The sequence below is a fragment of the Alistipes sp. i18-0019-D1 genome (genome assembly GCF_042852885.1).
Lineage (GTDB): Bacteria > Bacteroidota > Bacteroidia > Bacteroidales > Rikenellaceae > Alistipes.
This window is the reverse complement of the sequence record NZ_AP031424.1, coordinates 582,569-600,872: the sequence shown is the minus strand read 5'-3', so window position 1 is coordinate 600,872 and position 18,304 is coordinate 582,569. Positions and strand designations below refer to the sequence as shown.

Genomic DNA, 18,304 nt, shown 5'->3' with positions numbered 1-18,304 from the left:
TATGGCAACCGCCCGCGAGCAGCTGGCGCAGTTCGCCGCCGGGTCGAAAGCCCTCGGCAGACTGTGCCGCGAATATGAAAACAGGAGTGCTACCGTCCACCTCGAAGAGCTGGTCGGCGGCGCTCTTTCGTTTTATGCCGCGGCGGCCGTGGCCGAATCCGGGGGCGTGCATGTCTTTGTCGCCGAGGACCGTGACGCCGCAGCCTACCTCCTGAACGACTTCTACAACCTGCTGGACGAACGGCAGGTTTATTTCTTCCCCTCGTCCTGGAAACGTTCGGCGGCCTACGGCGCCGAGGATGCGCAGGGCGTGGTGCAGCGTACGGCGGCGATGCACGCCGTGCGGAATTTCACGGGGAAGGGCTACCTGGTGGTCTGCACCTACCCCGAGGCGCTGGCCGAGCGGGTCGCCGACGCCGAAGCCCTGCAACGGGAGACCATCGGCGTGAAGGTCGGCGACCGGATTTCGATCGAGGTGCTGGAGCAGGCACTCGTCGATGCGGCCTTCACGCGCGTCGATTTCGTCTATGAACCCGGCCAGTACTCGGTGCGCGGCGGTATCGTCGACGTTTTTTCCTTCTCGGAGAGCAAGCCCTACCGATTGGATTTCTTCGGGGACGAGGTCGACTCGATCCGGCGGTTCAACATTTCGAGCCAGCTGTCGTCGGACAAGCTTGACCGCGTGGAGATCATTCCCGACCTGAACGCCGGGATTCCCGCCTCGGCGAAGGTCTCCTTCGCGCAGTTTGCGGGTGCGGAGGTTTCCTGGTGGTTCTACGACGCCGATTTCGTGCTGCGTAGGGTCAACGACATCCGCCGCAGGACGCTCTCGGACATGGAGCATCCCGATCAGATCGACTCGCTGCTGACGAGCCGCAATTCGCTGCTGGCCGACCTTTCCGGAAGCCGGATTTTCCTGCTGCGCGACAATCTTCCCGAGCGGCCGGCGGTCGCAGCGGTGAAGTTCTCGACAGCGCCGCAACCGAAATTCAACAAGAATTTCGAGATGCTGGCCGATGACATGATCCGCAACGCGCTGCGGGGCTACGATACCTATATACTTTCGGAGAACAAGGCGCAGGTCGAGCGTCTCGAAAATATTTTCCACCAGATCGGCCGCGGACAGGCCGTCGTGCGGTCGCTGTCGGCGACCCTGCACGAGGGCTTCGTGGACAACGACCTGAAACTGTGCCTCTACACCGACCACCAGATTTTCGACCGTTACCAGCGTTACCGCATCAACGGCGAGATCCGGCGCGACGAGCAGATGACCGTCGCCGAGCTGAACCAGCTGCGCCCGGGCGACTACGTGGTGCACATCGACCACGGCGTGGGCCGTTTCGACGGGCTGGTGAAGATCGCTGCGGGCGACGGGCGCATGCAGGAGGCGATCAAACTGGTCTACAAGGACGGCGACGTGCTGTTCGTCAACGTCCATTCGCTCCACCGCATTTCGCGCTACAAGTCGGGCGACGGCGAGCCGCCGAAGGTCTACAAACTGGGCAACGGCGCCTGGCAGAAGCTGAAGAACGCCACCAAGAAGGCCGTCAAGGACATTTCGCGCGAACTGATCGCCCTCTACGCCAAGCGCAAGGCGTCGAAGGGGTACGCCTTCTCGCACGACAGCTATTTGCAGCACGAACTGGAGGCTTCGTTCCGCTGGGAGGACACCCCCGACCAGCAGTCGGCCACGGCGGCCGTCAAGAAGGACATGGAGTCCGACCAGCCGATGGACCGGCTGGTGTGCGGTGACGTGGGTTTCGGAAAGACCGAGGTGGCGATCCGCGCGGCGTTCAAGGCCGCCGTCGACGGCAAGCAGGTCGCCGTGCTGGTCCCCACGACGATCCTTGCCTTGCAGCACTACCGTTCGTTCACCGAGCGTCTGCGCGATTTCCCGGTGAGGGTGGAGTACATCAACCGCACGAAATCCGCGAAGGAGGTCAGCCAGATCCGCGAGGATCTCGCCTCGGGCAGGATCGACATCCTGATCGGCACGCACAAGATGCTGGGCAAGCAGATCGTGTTCCGCGATCTGGGGCTGCTGATCATCGACGAGGAGCAGAAATTCGGTGTCGCCGCCAAGGAGAAGCTCACCGAGATGAGCGTTTCGGTCGACACGCTGACGCTTACCGCCACGCCCATTCCGCGTACGCTGCAATTCTCGCTGATGGGTTCGCGGGATTTGTCAGTCATCTCGACCCCGCCGCCCAACCGCCAGCCGATCCTCACCGAGTCGCACGTTTTCTCGGAGGAGATCATCCGCGACGCCGTCGGGGCGGAACTCGCACGCGGCGGCCAGGTCTATTTCGTCCACAACCGCGTCGAGGATCTGCCGGCCCTCCAGGGGCTGATCACGCGTCTCTGCCCGAAGGCCCGCGTGGCCGTCGGGCACGGCAAGATGCCCGCCGAGCAGCTGGAAAAACTCATCATGGACTTCATCTACGGGGAGTTCGACGTGCTGGTGTCGACGACCATCGTCGAGAACGGCATCGACATCCCCAACGCCAATACGATCATCGTCGACAACGCCCAGAATTTCGGTTTGAGCGACCTGCACCAGCTGCGCGGCCGCGTGGGGCGTTCGAATCAGAAGGGCTACTGCTACCTGCTTTCGCCGCCCAACGAACTCTTGTCGTCCGATGCGCGGCGGCGTCTGCGGGCCATCGAGGAGTTCTCCGACCTGGGTTCCGGGTTCAACATCGCCATGCAGGACCTCGACATCCGCGGTGCGGGCAACCTGCTGGGGGCCGAGCAGAGCGGGTTCATCGCCGACATCGGTTTCGAGACCTACCAGAAGATCATGAACGAGGCGGTGGCCGAACTGCGTGCCGAGGGGCTTCACGTCCCGGGTCTGAGCGACGGGGAGCAGGAGGTCGTCGACGAGATGCGTTTCATCGACGACGCGCACATCGACATCGAGGTCGAGGCCGCGCTGCCCGACGCCTACGTTTCGCAGCAGGCCGAGCGCCTGAAACTCTACCGCGAACTCGACTCGACGAAGGACGAGGAGGCTTTGCAGGCCTTCGAGAGCCGCCTCGCGGACCGTTTCGGTCCCCTGCCGCGCGCCGCGAAGGAGCTGCTGAACGTCGTGCGCCTGCGCTGGGAGGCCATCCGCCTGGGCATGGAGCGCGTGAAGGTCAAGAACGGACTGATGATCGTGCATTTCGTGGGCGAGGAGAATTCGCCTTTCTACAAGAGCGAGGCCTTCATGACCCTGTTGCAGCGGGTTACGCAGCGGCCCGACCGATTTGTGCTCAAACAGCACAATAATCGGCTGGCGATGACCGTTAGGAATGTCAAAGACGTGGAAGACGCATACAAAACGCTGCAGCAGCTTTGAATCTGATCGTAGACATAGGCAATACCCTTGTCAAGTTGGCCGTTTCCGACGGCGGGCGGATCGTTGCCCAGCGCTGCGTGGAGCGGCTGCATCCGTCGATGCTCGACGAGTTGCTGGAGGGCCGCAGGGCCGCGAAGGCCGTCGTCGCCTCGACGCGCGGCGAAGCGGACGACGTGACGGAGATGGTCCGCCCGCGTGCGGATTACCTGCTGGAGTTCACCTCGCAGACCCCCGTGCCGGTTGCCAACGCCTACCGTACGCCCGAGACGCTGGGCCGCGACCGGCTGGCCGCCGCCGTGGGCGCCACGGTGCTTTACCCGGGGCGCAACGTGCTGATCGTCGACTTCGGCACGGCCGTGACGATCGACCTGGTGACGGCCGACAACACGTTCCGCGGCGGGTGCATCTCGCCGGGGATGAAAACCCGTTTCCGGGCGCTCCACGACTACACGGCCTGCCTGCCGCTGTGCGGCCCGACCGATAGCGGGGAGTTGCAGGGACTCACCACCGAAGAGGCCATCCGCCTGGGGGTGATGAACTCGCTGACCTTCGAAATCGAGGGCTATATGGCCCGGATGGAGAAAAAAATCGACGATTTATGCGTAATTTTTACCGGCGGGGACGCGAAATACTTTGCGAAAAGAATTAAAAACACGATATTTGCAAATTGTAATCTGGTCTTTTGCGGATTGGATCGAATTTTAGAGTACAATGCAAGTGAAGAATACCTTGATTAAGCTGGTTGTCGCGGCTGCAGCGATGTTTCCTTTTGCCGTTTCGGCCCAGACAAGCAGTATTAACGCATTCTCGCCCTATACGATGTACGGCATCGGCGAACAGAATACCCCCGGTACGCTACAGATGCGCTCGATGGGCGGTGCGGGTGTGGCCATGCGTTCGGTGAGCACGGTTAACCTGCTCAACCCCGCGGCTTACAGTGCGGCTCCGCAGAAGACCTTCCTCTTCAACTTCGGGTTGGAGGGCCAGAACTACTACAACGCCCAGACGGTCGAAGGCGTCGGGAAACGGACGGCCTACAACACGTTCAACTTCCACGACATCGCTTTCCAGATGCCGGTGGCCAAGCGGTTGGGACTCGGTTTCAGCCTCACGCCTTACAGTTCGGTGGGTTACAGGACCAAGTATTACCACGAATACGACCCCGAGGACCCCATTTACGCCAACGTCGGCAATATTCAGTACAATTACCAGGGCGAGGGCGACGTGACGGAGGTCAAGGTGGGCCTGGGCTGGGAGCCGTTCAAGAATTTTTCGGTGGGTATCGCCGCACAGTACTACTGGGGCGACATCGACCGTACGTTCGTGATGACCCCGACCGCGATTACGGGCGAAGGGACCTTCACCTCGACGGTGGGCCAGGACAATTACAGCATTTCGAGCATCAAGGGGCAGGTCGGCGTGCAGTGGAATGCGATTCTGAACGCGAAGCGCATTCTGACGCTCGGCGCGACGTACGACTTCGGCGGCGACCTGAACCCGGAGGTGACGAAAAGCCTCTATATCGGCGACCTGTACAACACGGTGGTCAAGGGCGATACGACGCACCTGAAGCTGGTGCTGCCCCGGCAGCTGGCCGTGGGAGCCTATTACCAGACCGGCAGGTGGGCCGTCGGCGTGGATTACGTTTTCCAGAACTGGGGCGGCCGCAACTCGGGCTACGAGATGACGGGAACCAGCGGCAGCGGGGAGAACAAGACGGAATACAAGGTGGCCTATACCAATACGAGCACGATCAAGATGGGCGTGGAATACACTCCGAACCGTTACGATGCGCGCCATCTGCTGAAACGCTGGTCCTACCGTGCGGGTTTCCGCTACGGGGCCTATAACCAGACTTTCAACGGAGACAAGCTCTCGCAGTACGCCGTGACGGCGGGCATCGGCATCCCGGTGAGGCGCGGCGCCTTCTCGGCCATCGACATCGGCGTCGAGTACGGCCGCCGCGGTTATAACGTCGCCGACCGCCTGGGGCTGGTCCGGCAGCAGTATTTCAAGTTTGCGATCGGCTTCACGCTCTTCGCGGGACAGATGGAGAACGGCGAATATTGGTTCATGCGCTCCAAGTTCGATTGATGTGACAGGCAAGCAAAAATAAAAGATAGAACAACACAAAAATTAATCTGACCGATGAAAAACGTTAAATTCCTGCTTTCTGCTGCGTGTGCGCTTTTTGCAGTCGCAGCGATGGCACAGCAAGATTTCAGTGATCCGAAGTACGCGGTCTGGGGCGACACTCCTCAGGAGCGGGAGCAGAACATCCTGAACAGCAACTTCCTCAAGGAGTCGCTCGACAACAAGGACTACAACGCTGCCGCGCATTACCTCAAGGAACTGCTCGACAAATGCCCGAAGGCTTCGCAGAATACCTTCGTGCGTGGCATCACGCTTTATAAGAACAAGATCGCGCGCGCCAAGAGCATCGCCGAGAAAAACACGTACACCGACTCGCTGATGATCGTTTACGACCTGCGCAACGAGTATTTCGGCGACCATCCCAAATACGGCACGCCCTATATTCTCGACCGCAAGGCCCGTGAATACCTGATGTACAAACCCGCCGACCGCAAGGGTATCCGCGAAGCGTTCCGCGCAGCCATCGAGGCCGGCGGCGACAACACCGATCCCGAGACTGTCGTGGCTTATTTCTCGAACCTCTGCGACGACTATAAGAATACCGACGAGGTGATGCCCGACGAAATCATCGCCGAGTACGACCGTCTGACGCCGTTCTTCGAGAAGAACCCCGCTGCCGCCGAGTACAAGAGCCAGTTCGACGCTGCGTTCGGATTGAGCGGCGCTGCGAGCTGTGAGAATCTCGAAAAACTCTTCAAGGGCAAGCTGGCCGCCGCTCCCGACGACGAGGCGCTGCTTTCGCAGGCCGTGGCCCTGATGTCGCGCGCCAAGTGCGATGGCGACTTCTATTTCTCGATCGCCGAGAAATACTACCAGGTGAAACCTTCGTCGGAGACGGCCATGTTCCTGGCCCAGGCTTTCCAGAACAAGAAGGACTATGCGAAGGCGAAGACCTACCTGAACGAGGCGCTGGATGTCGAGAAGGACCCTGCCGAGCGTCAGAAACTGCTCGTGCGCATCGCGCTGGTGGGCCTCGTGTCCAACGACATTCCGGGAGCTGCCGCCGCCGCGCGCCAGGCCCGCGACCTGAATCCCGAGGACGGTGTGCCGTACTTCATCCTGGCGCAGTGCTATGCTTCGTCAGCAGGTTCGTGCAGCGGTTTCGCCGGTCTGGCGACCTATTGGGCCGCTTACGATACGATGGCCAAGGCGGTCGAACTGCTCCCGGCCGATTCGGAGTACATGGAGCACGCCAAGAGTTCCCTCGGCAAGTTCCGTTCGGTTTTCCCCAGCTCGGAGGAGTGCTTCTTCAACGAGTTGCAGGAGGGTGCGCGCTATACGGTGACCTGCGGAACGGCCGCCGGTATCACCACCACTGTCCGTCCCCGCTAAAAACCACGCTCCCGACAGGTTTCGATGGGAAAACGCATGACAAGAACGATCAGGGTAGCACTCTCCGTGATGGGGAGTGCTATCTTGCTATTCTCGTGTGCGGACAAGGATACGGGCCGCGCTTCGGCTTCCGAGGAGACGATGATGACCGAATACAGCGAGGATCTTTCGGTCGTGATGTCGCAGAACGGCCGCCGGTCGTACCATTTCGTCACGCCGCTGCTCGAAGGTTATTCGCTGGCCCGCGAGCCTTACCGCGAATTCCGCAAGGGGGTGAAGATCACTACGTACCAGAACGATTCGCTGACCACGGTGGATGCCGTGCTGACGGCCAACTACGCCATCTATTACGAGAACCGCGAACTGTGGGAGGCCAAGGGCAACGTCGTCGTCGAGAAATCCGACGGCAAAACCCTTTACACCCAGCAGTTGTTCTGGAATGCGCGGACCAAGAAAATCTATTCGAACGTCGATTCGAAGATCGTGCAGAACAACGGCCGCGACGTCTTCATCGGCGAAGGTTTCGAGTCGGACGAGGAGTTCAAGGACTGGCGTTTCCGCCGCATGAAGGGCCGTATGGAGGTCGAGATGAAACAAAGCGCCGATTCCACCGCCGCGGATTCCACGGCCGTGCGTCCGGTTCCGAAGCCGTCCGACAGCCGGCCCGCCGTTCAAGCGTCCGAATCCGGAAGGGCTGCGATTGCTCCGGCCCGGGAGATTCCCGCCGGAACGGCTGAAAGACAGGTCGAAAGGCCCGAAGCGGAGGTTGAACGCCGGCCGCAGAAAATGCTCGACGACTCCCGGGCGGAGGCCCGTCCGGTTCCGCGTGAGGAGGCGGTTTCCACCGAACCCAAACTCAAAAACTGAAAGCGATGCTTACCACCGTCGTCCTGATCGTCGTAATGCTGCTGCTGTCGGCTTTTTTCTCGGGGATGGAGATTGCCTTTACGAGCAAGAACCGCCTCAAGCTGGAGATCGACCGCAAGCAGAACCGCATGTTCGACCAGATTGCCGAGGTTTTCGCCCGTCATCCGGGACAGTATATCACCACGATCCTCGTGGGCAACAACATCGCGCTGGTCGTCTATTCGCTGTCGATGTCGATGCTTCTGCGCGGCATCTACGCTTCGCTGGGGTGGGAGCAGCTCGCCCGGAGCGGCTCGGTCGCCGTGGATACCGCCGTTTCGACGGTCATCATCATCTTCTTCGCCGAGTTCCTTCCCAAGTCGATTTTCAGGAACAATCCCAATTTCTATTACCGCGCGTTGGCGCCGGTGATCTACTTTTTCTACGTCGTTCTCTATCCGGTGGCGCGCTTCACCACGCTGCTGTCCCACGGCATCCTGCGCCTTCTGGGCCGCCGCGTCGAGGAGCAGAACATCACTCCGAGTTTCGACCGCGAGGACCTTGCGGCGCTGCTCGATACGAATAACTCGGAGCAGCATTCGGAGCCGGACAACGAACTGAAACTCTTTCAGAACGCGCTGGATTTCGCCGACCTGCGCGTCAGGGACTGCATGGTTCCGCGCGTGGACGTCGAGGCCGTGGACATCGACGATACCTCGATCGAACAGCTCACGGCGCGGTTCGTCGACTCGAAATATTCGCGCATCTTCGTCTGGCGCAAATCGATCGACAACATCGTGGGCTACGTCAATTCGAAAAGCCTCTTCACGCGGCCCCGGCAGATCGCCGACGTGATGATGGAGGTCAATTTCGTTCCCGAGACCATGCCTTTGCAGCTGATGCTGGAGAATTTCATCAAGCACCGCTCGAACATCGCCGTCGTGATCGACGAATTCGGCGGCACGGCGGGCGTCATCTCGCTCGAAGACGTGCTGGAGCAGATTTTCGGCGAGATCGAGGACGAGCACGACATTCCGGACCTCACCGAAAAGCAGGTCGGCCCCGACGAATATGTCCTCTCGTGCCGCCTGGAGGTGAAATACCTGAATGAAAAATACAACCTCGGCATCGAGGAGAGCAAGGAGTACGACACGCTGGCGGGCTTCATCATCTTCAATTACGAGGGGATTCCCTCTGCCGGAGAGACGGTTTTCATCGGCGGCCTGCAATTACGGATTCTCCGCACGACGCGTTCGCGCATCGAACTGGCGCGGGTGAAGAAATTGTAGCGCCCGCCGGATTCCGCCGTGTTTCCGGTAAATTCCCGCCCCGGCGGGGATTACGGCGGCAAAGCGTGCGTATATTTTTGCTTTTATTCTGTTCTTTTTACAATTAATTTTACTACCTTTGGCTGATAATTCGAAACAATACGAATAATTAACAATTTATATGGCAAGTTTAAACACTTTACGAACCAAGTTCGGCATCGTGCTTTCGATCATCATCGCACTGGCCCTCTTGGCATTCATCCTCTCTCTGAAGACCGAAATGGGCTTCTCGGGCAACGACCCGCGTGTCGGTGTGATCGACGGCGAGAAGATCAACTATTCGGAGTACTACGACCAGTACGAGCAGATCAAGTCGCAGAACAACGTGCAGGAGAGCGACGAGCAGCAGTCGGCCATGCTGGCCAATGCCGCCTGGCAGGCGCTGATCGCCAAGCACGTGCTGACGCCCGGTTTCGACAGGATGGGGCTTCGCGTCACTGAACCGGAACGTCTGGCGATGGTCAGCGGACAGCATCCTTCGCAGGCTTTCTACAACGCTTTCGCCGATCCCCGCACGGGCGAGTACAACGTGGCTGCCATCAGCCAGTTCCTCGCGCAGGCCGAGACCAATCCCGAGGCGGCCCATGCCTGGGCGCAGCTCAACGAGCAGGCCCGTCTGGAGCGCGGGGTGCAGAAGTATTTCGGACTGGTGAAGGGCGGCGTTTACGTCAATTCGCTGGAGGTCGCCCGCGGTGTCGAGGCTGCCAACAAGTCTTTCTCGGGCAAGTGGGCCGGCAAGAAGTTCTCGGCCATTCCCGATTCGCTCGTCAAGGTGTCGTCGGGTGATGTGAAGGCTTACTACAACAGCCATAAGAACCAGTTCAAGCAGACCCCGTCGCGTACGATTTCGTATGTCGTATTCGAGGTGTCCCCCACGGACGATGACCTGCTGGCGCTTGAGAAGAGCGTGACGGAGGTGGGTAAGGAGTTCGCCGCCGCCGAGGAGGTGAAGACCTTCGTCCGCGCCAACCGTAACGGCAAGATCGCCGACAGCTATGTTTCCGCCGCACAGCTCTCCGACGAGGAGGCCAAGGCGCTGATGGCGGGCGAAATGTACGGTCCCGTGCTGAAGAACAACGAGTGGACGATGTCCCGCGTGCTCGACTCGAAGATGGTTCCCGACTCGGTGGGCGTGCGCCACATCGTGCTGCCCTATACGCAGGAGGCGCTTGCCGACAGCCTGCTGACGGCGCTGAAGAAAGGGGGCGATTTCGCGCAGACCGCTGCCCGCTATTCGGTTTACGACGCTACGGCCGCCAACGGCGGTGAAGTGGGTGTGCTGCCTTTCTCGGCTTTCTCGGGCGAGTTCGCCGCCGCTCTGGCCAATGCCAAACAGGGCGACATCGTGAAGATCGCTTCGGGCGACGCCATCCAGCTGATGCAGGTATACCGTGCCGACAAACCTTCGAAACACGTGCAGGTGGCTACGATCACCTATCCCGTGGAGGCTTCGGCCGCCACGCGCCGCGACGTGCATAACCAGGCCGGTTCGTTCATGGTCAACGCCAAGGGTTCGGCCGCCGCATTCGCCGATGCCGCTTCGACGGCTGCCGTGACGCCCCGCGTGGCTGCGATCGCTCAGGGCGACCGTACGATCCGCGGCCTTGAGGATTCGCGCGAGGTGGCTCGTTGGGCCTACGGTGCGAAGGAGGGCGATCTTTCGGCGATTTTCAACGTGGGCAAGGACTACGTGATCGCCACGCTGACCGAGATCGACGACAACGAGTATGCACCGCTGGATAAGGTTTCGGCCCAGATCCGTTCGCAGCTGCTCCGCGACAAGAAATACGAATCTATCGTCAAGAGCCTTTCGGGGTCGACCCTCGCCGAGCAGGCTGCAAGCTTCGGCTCGGAGGTGGAGGAGTTCTCCGGCGTGACCTTCGGTTCGTTCTACGTGAACGGTGTGGGCATGGAGCCTCGCCTGGTAGGCGCTATCGCATCGGCCGAGAAGGGCGTGCTGTCGGCTCCCGTGAAGGGACTTTCGGGCATCTATGTCTTCGAGGTCGAGGATGTCACGACCGATGACCGGCAGACTGCCGAAGGCGAGAAAGTCCGTGCCCAGGCCATGGCCGAGGGCATGGCCCAGCAGTTCGCCATTCCGGCTATCCAGCAGATGGCCAAGATTCAGGACCTGCGCGGCAAGTACTTCTAAACTTTTGATTTTACGGTGCATCTTTTGCACTTGCTCTTGCAGGGCGCGAATGGGACGTATTTCGGTACTGCCCATCCGCGCCCTGCTTCGTTCAGGCACAAATATGCTGCTTTCGCCGCACTGATCGAAAATTGGTAGGGAATCCTCTGTGCAATCCGGCTTTTTTCGTATCTTTAGGGTCGTAACGACCTTTTTAACACTCGGAAGGCTCCGCCGAACTATATGCAATCCGGTTTCGGAACCGTCCGGTTATTCATGATCTTCATATAGAATAAATAAATATTCGCCATGAACAACTTCATCTATCACAATCCTACCAAACTGGTTTTCGGCAAGGGCCAGATCGCCCGTCTGCCGAAACTCATTCCCGCCGGGAAACGTATCATGCTGACCTTCGGCGGGGGCAGTGTCAAGCGTAACGGCGTCTACGATCAGGTCGTCGCCGCACTCGAAGGCCGCGACCTGGTCGAGTTCTGGGGCATCGAGGCGAATCCTTCTGTCGAGACCCTCCGCAAGGCCATTGCGCTGGGCAAAGAGCGGAAGGTGGACTTCCTGCTGGCTGTCGGCGGTGGTTCGGTCATCGACGGCACGAAACTCATCGCCGCGGGCCTTCTCTACGACGGCGATGCGTGGGACATCGTGCTCAAGGGTCAGGCCGGCAAGACCGTGCCGCTGGCCACGGTCCTCACCATGTCGGCCACGGGTTCCGAGATGAACTCCGGAGCGGTCATTTCGCGTTACGAAACCAAGGAAAAGTATGCTTTCTACGGCGATTACCCGGTCTTCTCGATCCTCGATCCCGAGACACTCTATTCGCTGCCCAAGCGGCAGATCGCCTGCGGACTCGCGGATACTTTCGTGCACGTGCTGGAGCAGTATATGACCACTCCCGGGCAGTCGCGGCTGATGGACCGCTGGGCCGAAGGCATCCTGCATACGGTGGTCGAGATCGCTCCCAAAGCACTGGCGGACGAACGCGATTACGATACGATGTCGGAGTACATGCTTTCGGCGACGCTGGCCCTGAACGATATGATCCGCATGGGGGTGACGCAGGACTGGGCGACGCACATGATCGGCCACGAGCTGACGGCGCTGCACTCCCTGACGCACGGCGCGACGCTGGCCATCGTCATCAACGGCACGCTGCGCGTGCTGCGCGAGCAGAAACGCGGCAAACTGCTGCAATACGGTGAACGTATTTGGGGCGTTACGGAAGGCTCGGACGAGGAGCGTATCGACCGCACGATTGCGGCCAACGAGGCGTTCTTCCGTTCGCTGGGCCTCTCGACACGCCTTTCGGAGGAGGGCATCGGCGAGCAGACGATTGCCGAGATCGAACGCCGCTTCAACGCCGCGGGCGACAGGTTCGGCGAGGCGCAGAACGTCGACGGCGCCATGGCCCGCCGGATTCTGGAGGCCTGCCTCTGATTCCATAGGCATCCGAACAAAACAATCCCCGCAACTTCAGCTGCGGGGATTGTTTGTCATGGAATGCGGGTTCACTCGTCCACTCCGAATGTCGAAACGTTGAGACTGCCCAATGCGTCCACCGTAATGCCGTATTCGCCCTCCTGGACATCCTTGAGGATGATGAGGTAGGAACTGCTTCCGAACCGGCGCGAGGTGAAGGGCTGCCGCTCCAGCGTGTTGCGCTGCTGGTCGCCGAAGGTTCCGACCGATGCGTATTCGGCGATCCGCATCTTCTTCTTGACCTTGAACCGGAAGACGCTGATCACCGACATCGGGTCGATCAGGTTGTCCGGAACACGGATGATGAAGGCGATGCCGTCGTTCTTCCGGAACCGGACGGGGGACTGTGTGCCTTTCAGCGTCATTTCGTCGATGTGGTCCTTTCCGATGCCGAACAGTTTCTGCCCGGTGGACGAACGGTGGCGCGGGGCCAGGCTCTCCTGGACGAGTTGTTCGGTTCTGTTGTCGGGCCGGATAGCCAGCGCTTGGCCGATGAATTCGGGTTCGGGGAATGTCAGGGTGCTGTCGGTCCGGGTTGCGGAGGGTTCCGGTGCGGCGGTCGCCTCCGGAGTCTGCGCCTGCGACCGGATGCAGGCACAGCAGGCAAGCAACAGAATGAGGGTTTTCTTCATGAGAGTGGAACGTTGGAATGAATTTGTGTTTTTCAGTTTCAGTTGTAAAGATAACGCAAAAACTCCCGTTCCAGTCTCCGGCGGATAAAAAAATCCCTCCCGAAAAGTTCCGGAAAGGATTTTTTTGTTTTCGGCCCTGCAATCGGAACCCGCGGCAGAGCGTAAATCGGAAAGCTATTCGTAGTTGATGATCGGCGTGCCGGAATTATGATATGAGGCGCGTGTCGTGCGTCCGGCCTGAATCTGGAAATACTCTTTGCCGCTACCGCTGCTGCCTGATGAACCTGACAGGATGGCATAGTTGCCGGGATTCAGATCCACCGTGAAGTTGGATTTGGGATTTTGTTTTGAGTAGATTTCGTTACCGGCTTCCGTATATATGTTGACAAAGGTTGCCTCCATATTTATGTATTCGACTTTCAGTTGCCCGACCACGGGCGTTTCGTCTTTGTCGCAAGCCGCGAATCCTGCGGCCAATAGCAGGCAGATGCCGATTTTGAAGCGGGTTTTCATGAGCGTGAAGTTTTGAAGGTTTGTGACGCAGTACCGTGTTAAAGATATGGATTTTTTGCGAACCTTGTCTTTTCGGAACAAAAAAACGCCCGGTCTTAAGACCGGGCGTTTCTCTTTTCGGATGCCGGGAATTTACTCGGCGAGCAGGATTTCGAGGATCTTGATGGCTGCCGTGGCGATCGGCGTACCGGGGCCGAAGATGGCGGCGGCGCCGTCGCGGTAGAGTTCATCGTAGTCCTGTGCGGGGATCACGCCGCCGACGATGACGATGATGTCCTCGCGGCCGAGCTTCTTCAGCTCGGCGATGATCTGCGGCACGAGCGTCAGGTGGCCGGCGGCCAGCGACGATACGCCGACTACGTGCACGTCGTTTTCGACGGCCTGCTTGGCGGCCTCCTCCGGAGTCTGGAACAGCGGACCCATGTCGACGTCGAAGCCGATGTCGGCATAACCCGTGGCGACCACCTTGGCGCCGCGGTCGTGTCCGTCCTGGCCGAGCTTGGCGATCATCACGCGCGGCTGACGGCCCTCTTTCTTGGCGAATTCGGCGCACAGCTCCTTGGCGCGCTCGAAGGATTTGTCGTTTTTCACTTCTGAAGAGTAAACACCTGAAATGGAACGGATAACAGCTTTGTAGCGGCCTACGACCACTTCGCAGGCATCGGAGATCTCGCCCAGCGAGGCGCGGACCTTGGCGGCCTCGACGGCCAGTTCGAGCAGGTTGCCCTGCTTGGTCTTCACGCACTCGGTGATGGCAGCCAGCGCCTTCTTCACGGCAGCCTCGTCGCGGTTGGCACGCAACTCCTTGAGCCGCTTGATCTGGCTCTCGCGCACGGCCGTGTTGTCCACGGCGAGAATGTCGATCGGGGCCTCCTTCTCCAGGCGGTATTCGTTGATACCGATGATCTTCTCCTCGCCGGAGTCGATGCGGGCCTGTTTGCGGGCCGACGCCTCCTCGATACGCATCTTCGGAATGCCGGTCTCGATGGCCTTGGCCATACCGCCCAGCTTCTCGACCTCCTCGATGCGCTCCCAGGCTTTGTGGGCGATCTCGTTGGTCAGCGTCTCGATGTAATAGGAACCTGCCCACGGGTCGACCTCGCGGCAGATGTTGGTCTCTTCTTGGATGTAGATCTGCGTGTTACGCGCAATGCGCGCCGAGAAATCGGTCGGCAGGGCGATGGCTTCGTCCAGGGCGTTGGTGTGCAGCGACTGGGTGTGTCCCAGTGCGGCGCCCATGGCCTCGATGGCCGTGCGGGCCACGTTGTTGAACGGGTCCTGCTCGGTGAGCGACCAGCCCGAGGTCTGCGAGTGGGTGCGCAGTGCCAGCGACTTGGGGTTCTTGGGGTTGAACTGCCCCACGATCTTGGCCCACAGCATACGCGCTGCGCGCATCTTGGCGATCTCCATGAAGTGGTTCATGCCGATTGCCCAGAAGAACGACAGGCGCGGTGCGAAGGCGTCGATCGACATGCCTGCGTTGACGCCGGCGCGGAGGTACTCCAGACCGTCGGCCAGCGTGTAGGCCAGCTCGATGTCGTTCGTGGCGCCTGCTTCCTGCATGTGGTAACCCGAAATCGAGATCGAGTTGAACTTGGGCATGTTCTTCGAGGTGTACTCGAAGATGTCGGCGATGATCCGCATCGAGAACTCGGGCGGATATATATAGGTGTTGCGCACCATGAACTCCTTGAGGATGTCGTTCTGGATCGTACCGGCCAGCTGGTCGAGCGTGCAGCCCTGCTCCAGGCCCGTCACGATGTAGAAGGCCAGGATGGGCAGTACGGCGCCGTTCATGGTCATCGACACCGACATCCGGTCGAGCGGAATGCCGTTGAACAGCACCTTCATGTCCTCCACCGAGCAGATCGACACGCCGGCCTTGCCCACGTCGCCCACCACGCGCGGGTGGTCGGCGTCGTAACCGCGGTGCGTGGCCAGGTCGAAGGCCACCGACAGACCTTTCTGTCCCGCGGCGAGGTTGCGGCGGTAGAATGCGTTGGACTCCTCGGCGGTCGAGAAGCCGGCGTACTGGCGGATGGTCCACGGACGCATCACGTACATCGTCGAGTAGGGGCCGCGCAGGAACGGGGCGATGCCTGCCGCGTAGTTCAGGTGCTCCATGCCTTCGAGGTCCTCGGCCGTATAGGCGCCCTTGACGGGGATGCGCTCGGCCGTCAGCCACGGCTCAACCTGTCCGCAGCCTTTCGAGGCGCAGCAGCTTTTCTGCCCGCCTCCGTCATATGTCAGTTCTGAAAATTTAGCTCTCATGATCAGATGCCCATTTCTTTAAGATAAAACTTCAGAGTCTCCAGGACGTTCGACTTCACCGAGATGAAGTTCGTGATGCCCTGGGCCTCCAGTTCGGGTGCGCATGCGGGTGCGCCTGCGACTACGAGAATGGCTTTGCCGGCGAGCAGCTCCTTCACCTTCGGTGCGGCCTCTGCGTAATCGTCGTCCGAAGCGCAGACCACCACGATCTCGGCCTTCGATTCGAGTGCGGCCTTCACGCCCTCTTCGATCGACTTGAAGAAGGTGTTGTCCTGCACGCGGATTCCGGCGCAGGCGAAGAAGTTGCACGAGAACTGGGCGCGGGCGCGGGCCATTGCCAGGTTGCCGCAGGTGAGCATGAACGCCTTGGGCTGCTTGCCCGAGCGGTCCACGTGCAGGCGCATCGCCTCGAAGGCCATGGCGCCGCGGTAGGGCGTAAGGACGTTGCCTTCGGCAGCGGGACGGGTGACGGCCTCGGCGGTGATCTCCTTCGGGGCCACTTCGGTGAAGTTGGGGAACTGGTTGGCGCCGAGCAGCGTCTGGCGGCGCGTTGCGATGGCCTTGTCCTTGGCGGCGGCCGAAGCCTCTACGCGCTCCTTGATGAAGCCGGCCTTGTAAGCCTCGGCGTAGCCGCCCTTCTCTTCGATTTCGAGGAAGAGCTTCCAGGCCTCGGCGGCGATCGACTGCGTGAGGTTCTCCACGTAGTACGAACCGCCTGCGGGGTCCACCACCTGGTCGAAGTGCGATTCGTGCTTCAGGAGCAGTTCGACGTTGCGGGCGATGCGCTTCGAGAACTCCGTGGGATTTTCGAATGCGGCGTCGAACGGCGTCACCTCCAGCGAATGTACGCCGGCGATGGTGGCCGACATGGCCTCCGTCGTGCCGCGGAGCATATTGACATAGGGATCGTAAACGGTCTGGTTCCAGTCCGCCGTGCGGGCGTGGATGTGCATTTTGCAGGCGCAGTTCTTCGAGGGGTTGTAACCCTTGACGATGTTGGCCCACAGCATGCGCGCCGCGCGGAACTTGGCGATTTCGAGGAAGTAGTTCGAGGTCACCGCGAATGAGAAGCGCAGTTTGCGGGCCGCCAGCTCGGCGTCCACGCCGGCGTCGGTCAGGCGTGCGATGTAGTCGTTACCGGCCGAGAGGGCGAACGCCAGCTCCTCGACGATGGTCGATCCGGCGTTCGAGAAGATGCCGGCCGAAACGGTCACGATGCGGATGTGCTTGTACTCGCGGGTCTTTTCGATCAGCGAGGCGATCTTCGCGAAGCACTTTTCGCCGTTGGGCGAGCAGAAGTCGCCTTTCTGCGACAGGCCCTTCACCAGCGGGTCGATCGAGAACGCCACGTGCGCTTCGGAGGCTACGCCTTCCTTTTCGAGCTTGGCGATCACCAGTTCGGCGATGCTGCCCGTCTGCGCGCCGCAGAAGGTCATTTCGATGGCCGGGATCGAGATTCCGGCGAGCAGCTGATCGAGTTCTTCGGCCGTGAAGCCTTCCTTCGCGATCGAGAAGCCCAATGAATCGACGCCCGAGTTGAGGAGTTTCAGCGCCTCGGCGTTGGCCTCCTTGGGACATTTTACCTCGACGGTCTGATGCACGCGCCAGCGGTTGTGGCTGCGCGTACCTCTGACGTACGGGAACTCGCCTGCCTGCGAGCCCAGAAAACGGATGCCTTCGAGGTTTTCGGCGCGGTAGTAGGGGCGGACGTTGAATCCTTCTCCCGTACGCCACACCAGTTTACGCTCGTAATCGGCTCCTTTCAGGTCGGCTGTAATCACCTCTTCCCATTTCTCGGTCGGAACCGGCGGGAACTCGGTGAACAGCTTTTCACGTTTGGTATTTGCCATGACTATTTAGAGATTAGTATGTGTGTAGTTTCGTTCTGTTTCAAAATTGCACGTAAAGGTACAAATTAATTACCGAATTGTAACAAGAAATTGTTACGAAAATAACAGTGCGGCGGGTTTTTTCCGGATATCGCTGCCCGCCGCATTTCCGGACGGCCCGGTGCGGATAGTGTGTCCGGTGTGGAAAATTGGTTGAAAATTGGTCTTTATATCCTTGATTTTTGAGAAAAACGAAAAATCGGATTTATTGGGATTTTGGTGAAAAATGAGGGTGTTTTTCGGAAAATGACCGAAAATTTCGGGTGTATGTGGTGAAAAACGGGTGTTTTTTCAGGGAAACGATGAAAAAAATACATGTTTTTTGAAAAAACAGTGATTTTGGAAAAACAACGTAACGGAATAATTCGTACATT

Annotated in this window: 12 protein-coding genes; 8 read left to right on the top strand and 4 right to left on the bottom strand. The window is 59.7% G+C overall.

Going from position 1 to position 18,304, the window contains the following annotated elements; translation table 11 throughout:
- The first annotated feature begins 1 nt into the window (after position 1).
- The 8 genes from mfd (at position 2) to ACGHP5_RS02370 (ending at position 12,583) form a co-directional block, all read left to right on the top strand.
- Positions 2-3,340, top strand: a complete 3,339-nt coding sequence (gene mfd, locus ACGHP5_RS02405) for a transcription-repair coupling factor (protein ID WP_390567942.1) — start codon at positions 2-4, stop codon at positions 3,338-3,340.
- Positions 3,337-4,077 (top strand): type III pantothenate kinase, encoded by a 741-nt coding sequence (locus ACGHP5_RS02400; RefSeq protein WP_390567941.1) that lies wholly within the window; start codon positions 3,337-3,339, stop codon positions 4,075-4,077. Before mfd ends, ACGHP5_RS02400 begins: the two co-directional genes overlap by 4 nt.
- A 22-nt stretch (positions 4,078-4,099) precedes the next feature.
- Positions 4,100-5,434, top strand: a complete 1,335-nt coding sequence (locus ACGHP5_RS02395) for a hypothetical protein (protein WP_290532225.1) — start codon at positions 4,100-4,102, stop codon at positions 5,432-5,434.
- 54 nt (positions 5,435-5,488) lie between these two features.
- On the top strand, positions 5,489-6,826 hold the full coding sequence (locus tag ACGHP5_RS02390; RefSeq protein WP_337756894.1) for an enzyme of heme biosynthesis: 1,338 nt from the start codon (positions 5,489-5,491) through the stop codon (positions 6,824-6,826).
- A 36-nt stretch (positions 6,827-6,862) separates the two neighbouring features.
- Positions 6,863-7,693, top strand: a complete 831-nt coding sequence (lptC, locus tag ACGHP5_RS02385) for an LPS export ABC transporter periplasmic protein LptC (protein ID WP_390567940.1) — start codon at positions 6,863-6,865, stop codon at positions 7,691-7,693.
- Positions 7,694-7,698: 5 nt separating this feature from the next.
- Complete coding sequence (locus tag ACGHP5_RS02380) at positions 7,699-8,961, top strand: hemolysin family protein (RefSeq protein ID WP_290532079.1); 1,263 nt, start codon at positions 7,699-7,701, stop codon at positions 8,959-8,961.
- 160 nt (positions 8,962-9,121) lie between these two features.
- Positions 9,122-11,152, top strand: a complete 2,031-nt coding sequence (locus ACGHP5_RS02375) for a peptidylprolyl isomerase (protein ID WP_337773196.1) — start codon at positions 9,122-9,124, stop codon at positions 11,150-11,152.
- Between the two features lie 288 nt (positions 11,153-11,440).
- Entirely contained in the window at positions 11,441-12,583 is a 1,143-nt protein-coding gene (locus ACGHP5_RS02370) for an iron-containing alcohol dehydrogenase (protein WP_337756898.1), read from the top strand.
- A 71-nt stretch (positions 12,584-12,654) separates the two neighbouring features.
- Here ACGHP5_RS02370 and ACGHP5_RS02365 read toward each other — a convergent pair whose 3' ends face one another.
- From ACGHP5_RS02365 to ACGHP5_RS02350, 4 genes are all read right to left on the bottom strand, one after another.
- Complete coding sequence (locus ACGHP5_RS02365) at positions 12,655-13,257, bottom strand: hypothetical protein (RefSeq protein ID WP_337773197.1); 603 nt, start codon at positions 13,255-13,257, stop codon at positions 12,655-12,657.
- A gap of 174 nt (positions 13,258-13,431) precedes the next feature.
- The gene (locus tag ACGHP5_RS02360; protein ID WP_337756899.1) at positions 13,432-13,770 is read right to left on the bottom strand and encodes a hypothetical protein; all 339 of its coding nucleotides are present in this window, start codon (positions 13,768-13,770) and stop codon (positions 13,432-13,434) included.
- A gap of 132 nt (positions 13,771-13,902) precedes the next feature.
- A complete protein-coding gene (gene scpA / locus ACGHP5_RS02355) occupies positions 13,903-16,041 on the bottom strand; it encodes a methylmalonyl-CoA mutase (RefSeq protein ID WP_290532074.1) in 2,139 nt (712 codons plus the stop codon).
- Positions 16,042-16,043: 2 nt separating this feature from the next.
- The gene (locus ACGHP5_RS02350; RefSeq protein ID WP_290532073.1) at positions 16,044-17,891 is read right to left on the bottom strand and encodes a methylmalonyl-CoA mutase family protein; all 1,848 of its coding nucleotides are present in this window, start codon (positions 17,889-17,891) and stop codon (positions 16,044-16,046) included.
- Positions 17,892-18,304: the final 413 nt, after the last annotated feature.

What these genes read in the sequence shown, in the direction of transcription:
- mfd (WP_390567942.1), top strand. Translation starts at nt 2, where the DNA reads ATGGCAACCGCCCGCGAGCAGCTGGCGCAGTTCGCCGCCGGGTCGAAA.
- ACGHP5_RS02350 (WP_290532073.1), bottom strand. Translation starts at nt 17,891, where the DNA reads ATGGCAAATACCAAACGTGAAAAGCTGTTCACCGAGTTCCCGCCGGTT.
- ACGHP5_RS02365 (WP_337773197.1), bottom strand. Translation starts at nt 13,257, where the DNA reads ATGAAGAAAACCCTCATTCTGTTGCTTGCCTGCTGTGCCTGCATCCGG.
- ACGHP5_RS02390 (WP_337756894.1), top strand. Translation starts at nt 5,489, where the DNA reads ATGAAAAACGTTAAATTCCTGCTTTCTGCTGCGTGTGCGCTTTTTGCA.
- ACGHP5_RS02360 (WP_337756899.1), bottom strand. Translation starts at nt 13,770, where the DNA reads ATGAAAACCCGCTTCAAAATCGGCATCTGCCTGCTATTGGCCGCAGGA.
- ACGHP5_RS02375 (WP_337773196.1), top strand. Translation starts at nt 9,122, where the DNA reads ATGGCAAGTTTAAACACTTTACGAACCAAGTTCGGCATCGTGCTTTCG.
- ACGHP5_RS02370 (WP_337756898.1), top strand. Translation starts at nt 11,441, where the DNA reads ATGAACAACTTCATCTATCACAATCCTACCAAACTGGTTTTCGGCAAG.
- ACGHP5_RS02395 (WP_290532225.1), top strand. Translation starts at nt 4,100, where the DNA reads ATGTTTCCTTTTGCCGTTTCGGCCCAGACAAGCAGTATTAACGCATTC.
- ACGHP5_RS02380 (WP_290532079.1), top strand. Translation starts at nt 7,699, where the DNA reads ATGCTTACCACCGTCGTCCTGATCGTCGTAATGCTGCTGCTGTCGGCT.
- scpA (WP_290532074.1), bottom strand. Translation starts at nt 16,041, where the DNA reads ATGAGAGCTAAATTTTCAGAACTGACATATGACGGAGGCGGGCAGAAA.
- lptC (WP_390567940.1), top strand. Translation starts at nt 6,863, where the DNA reads ATGACAAGAACGATCAGGGTAGCACTCTCCGTGATGGGGAGTGCTATC.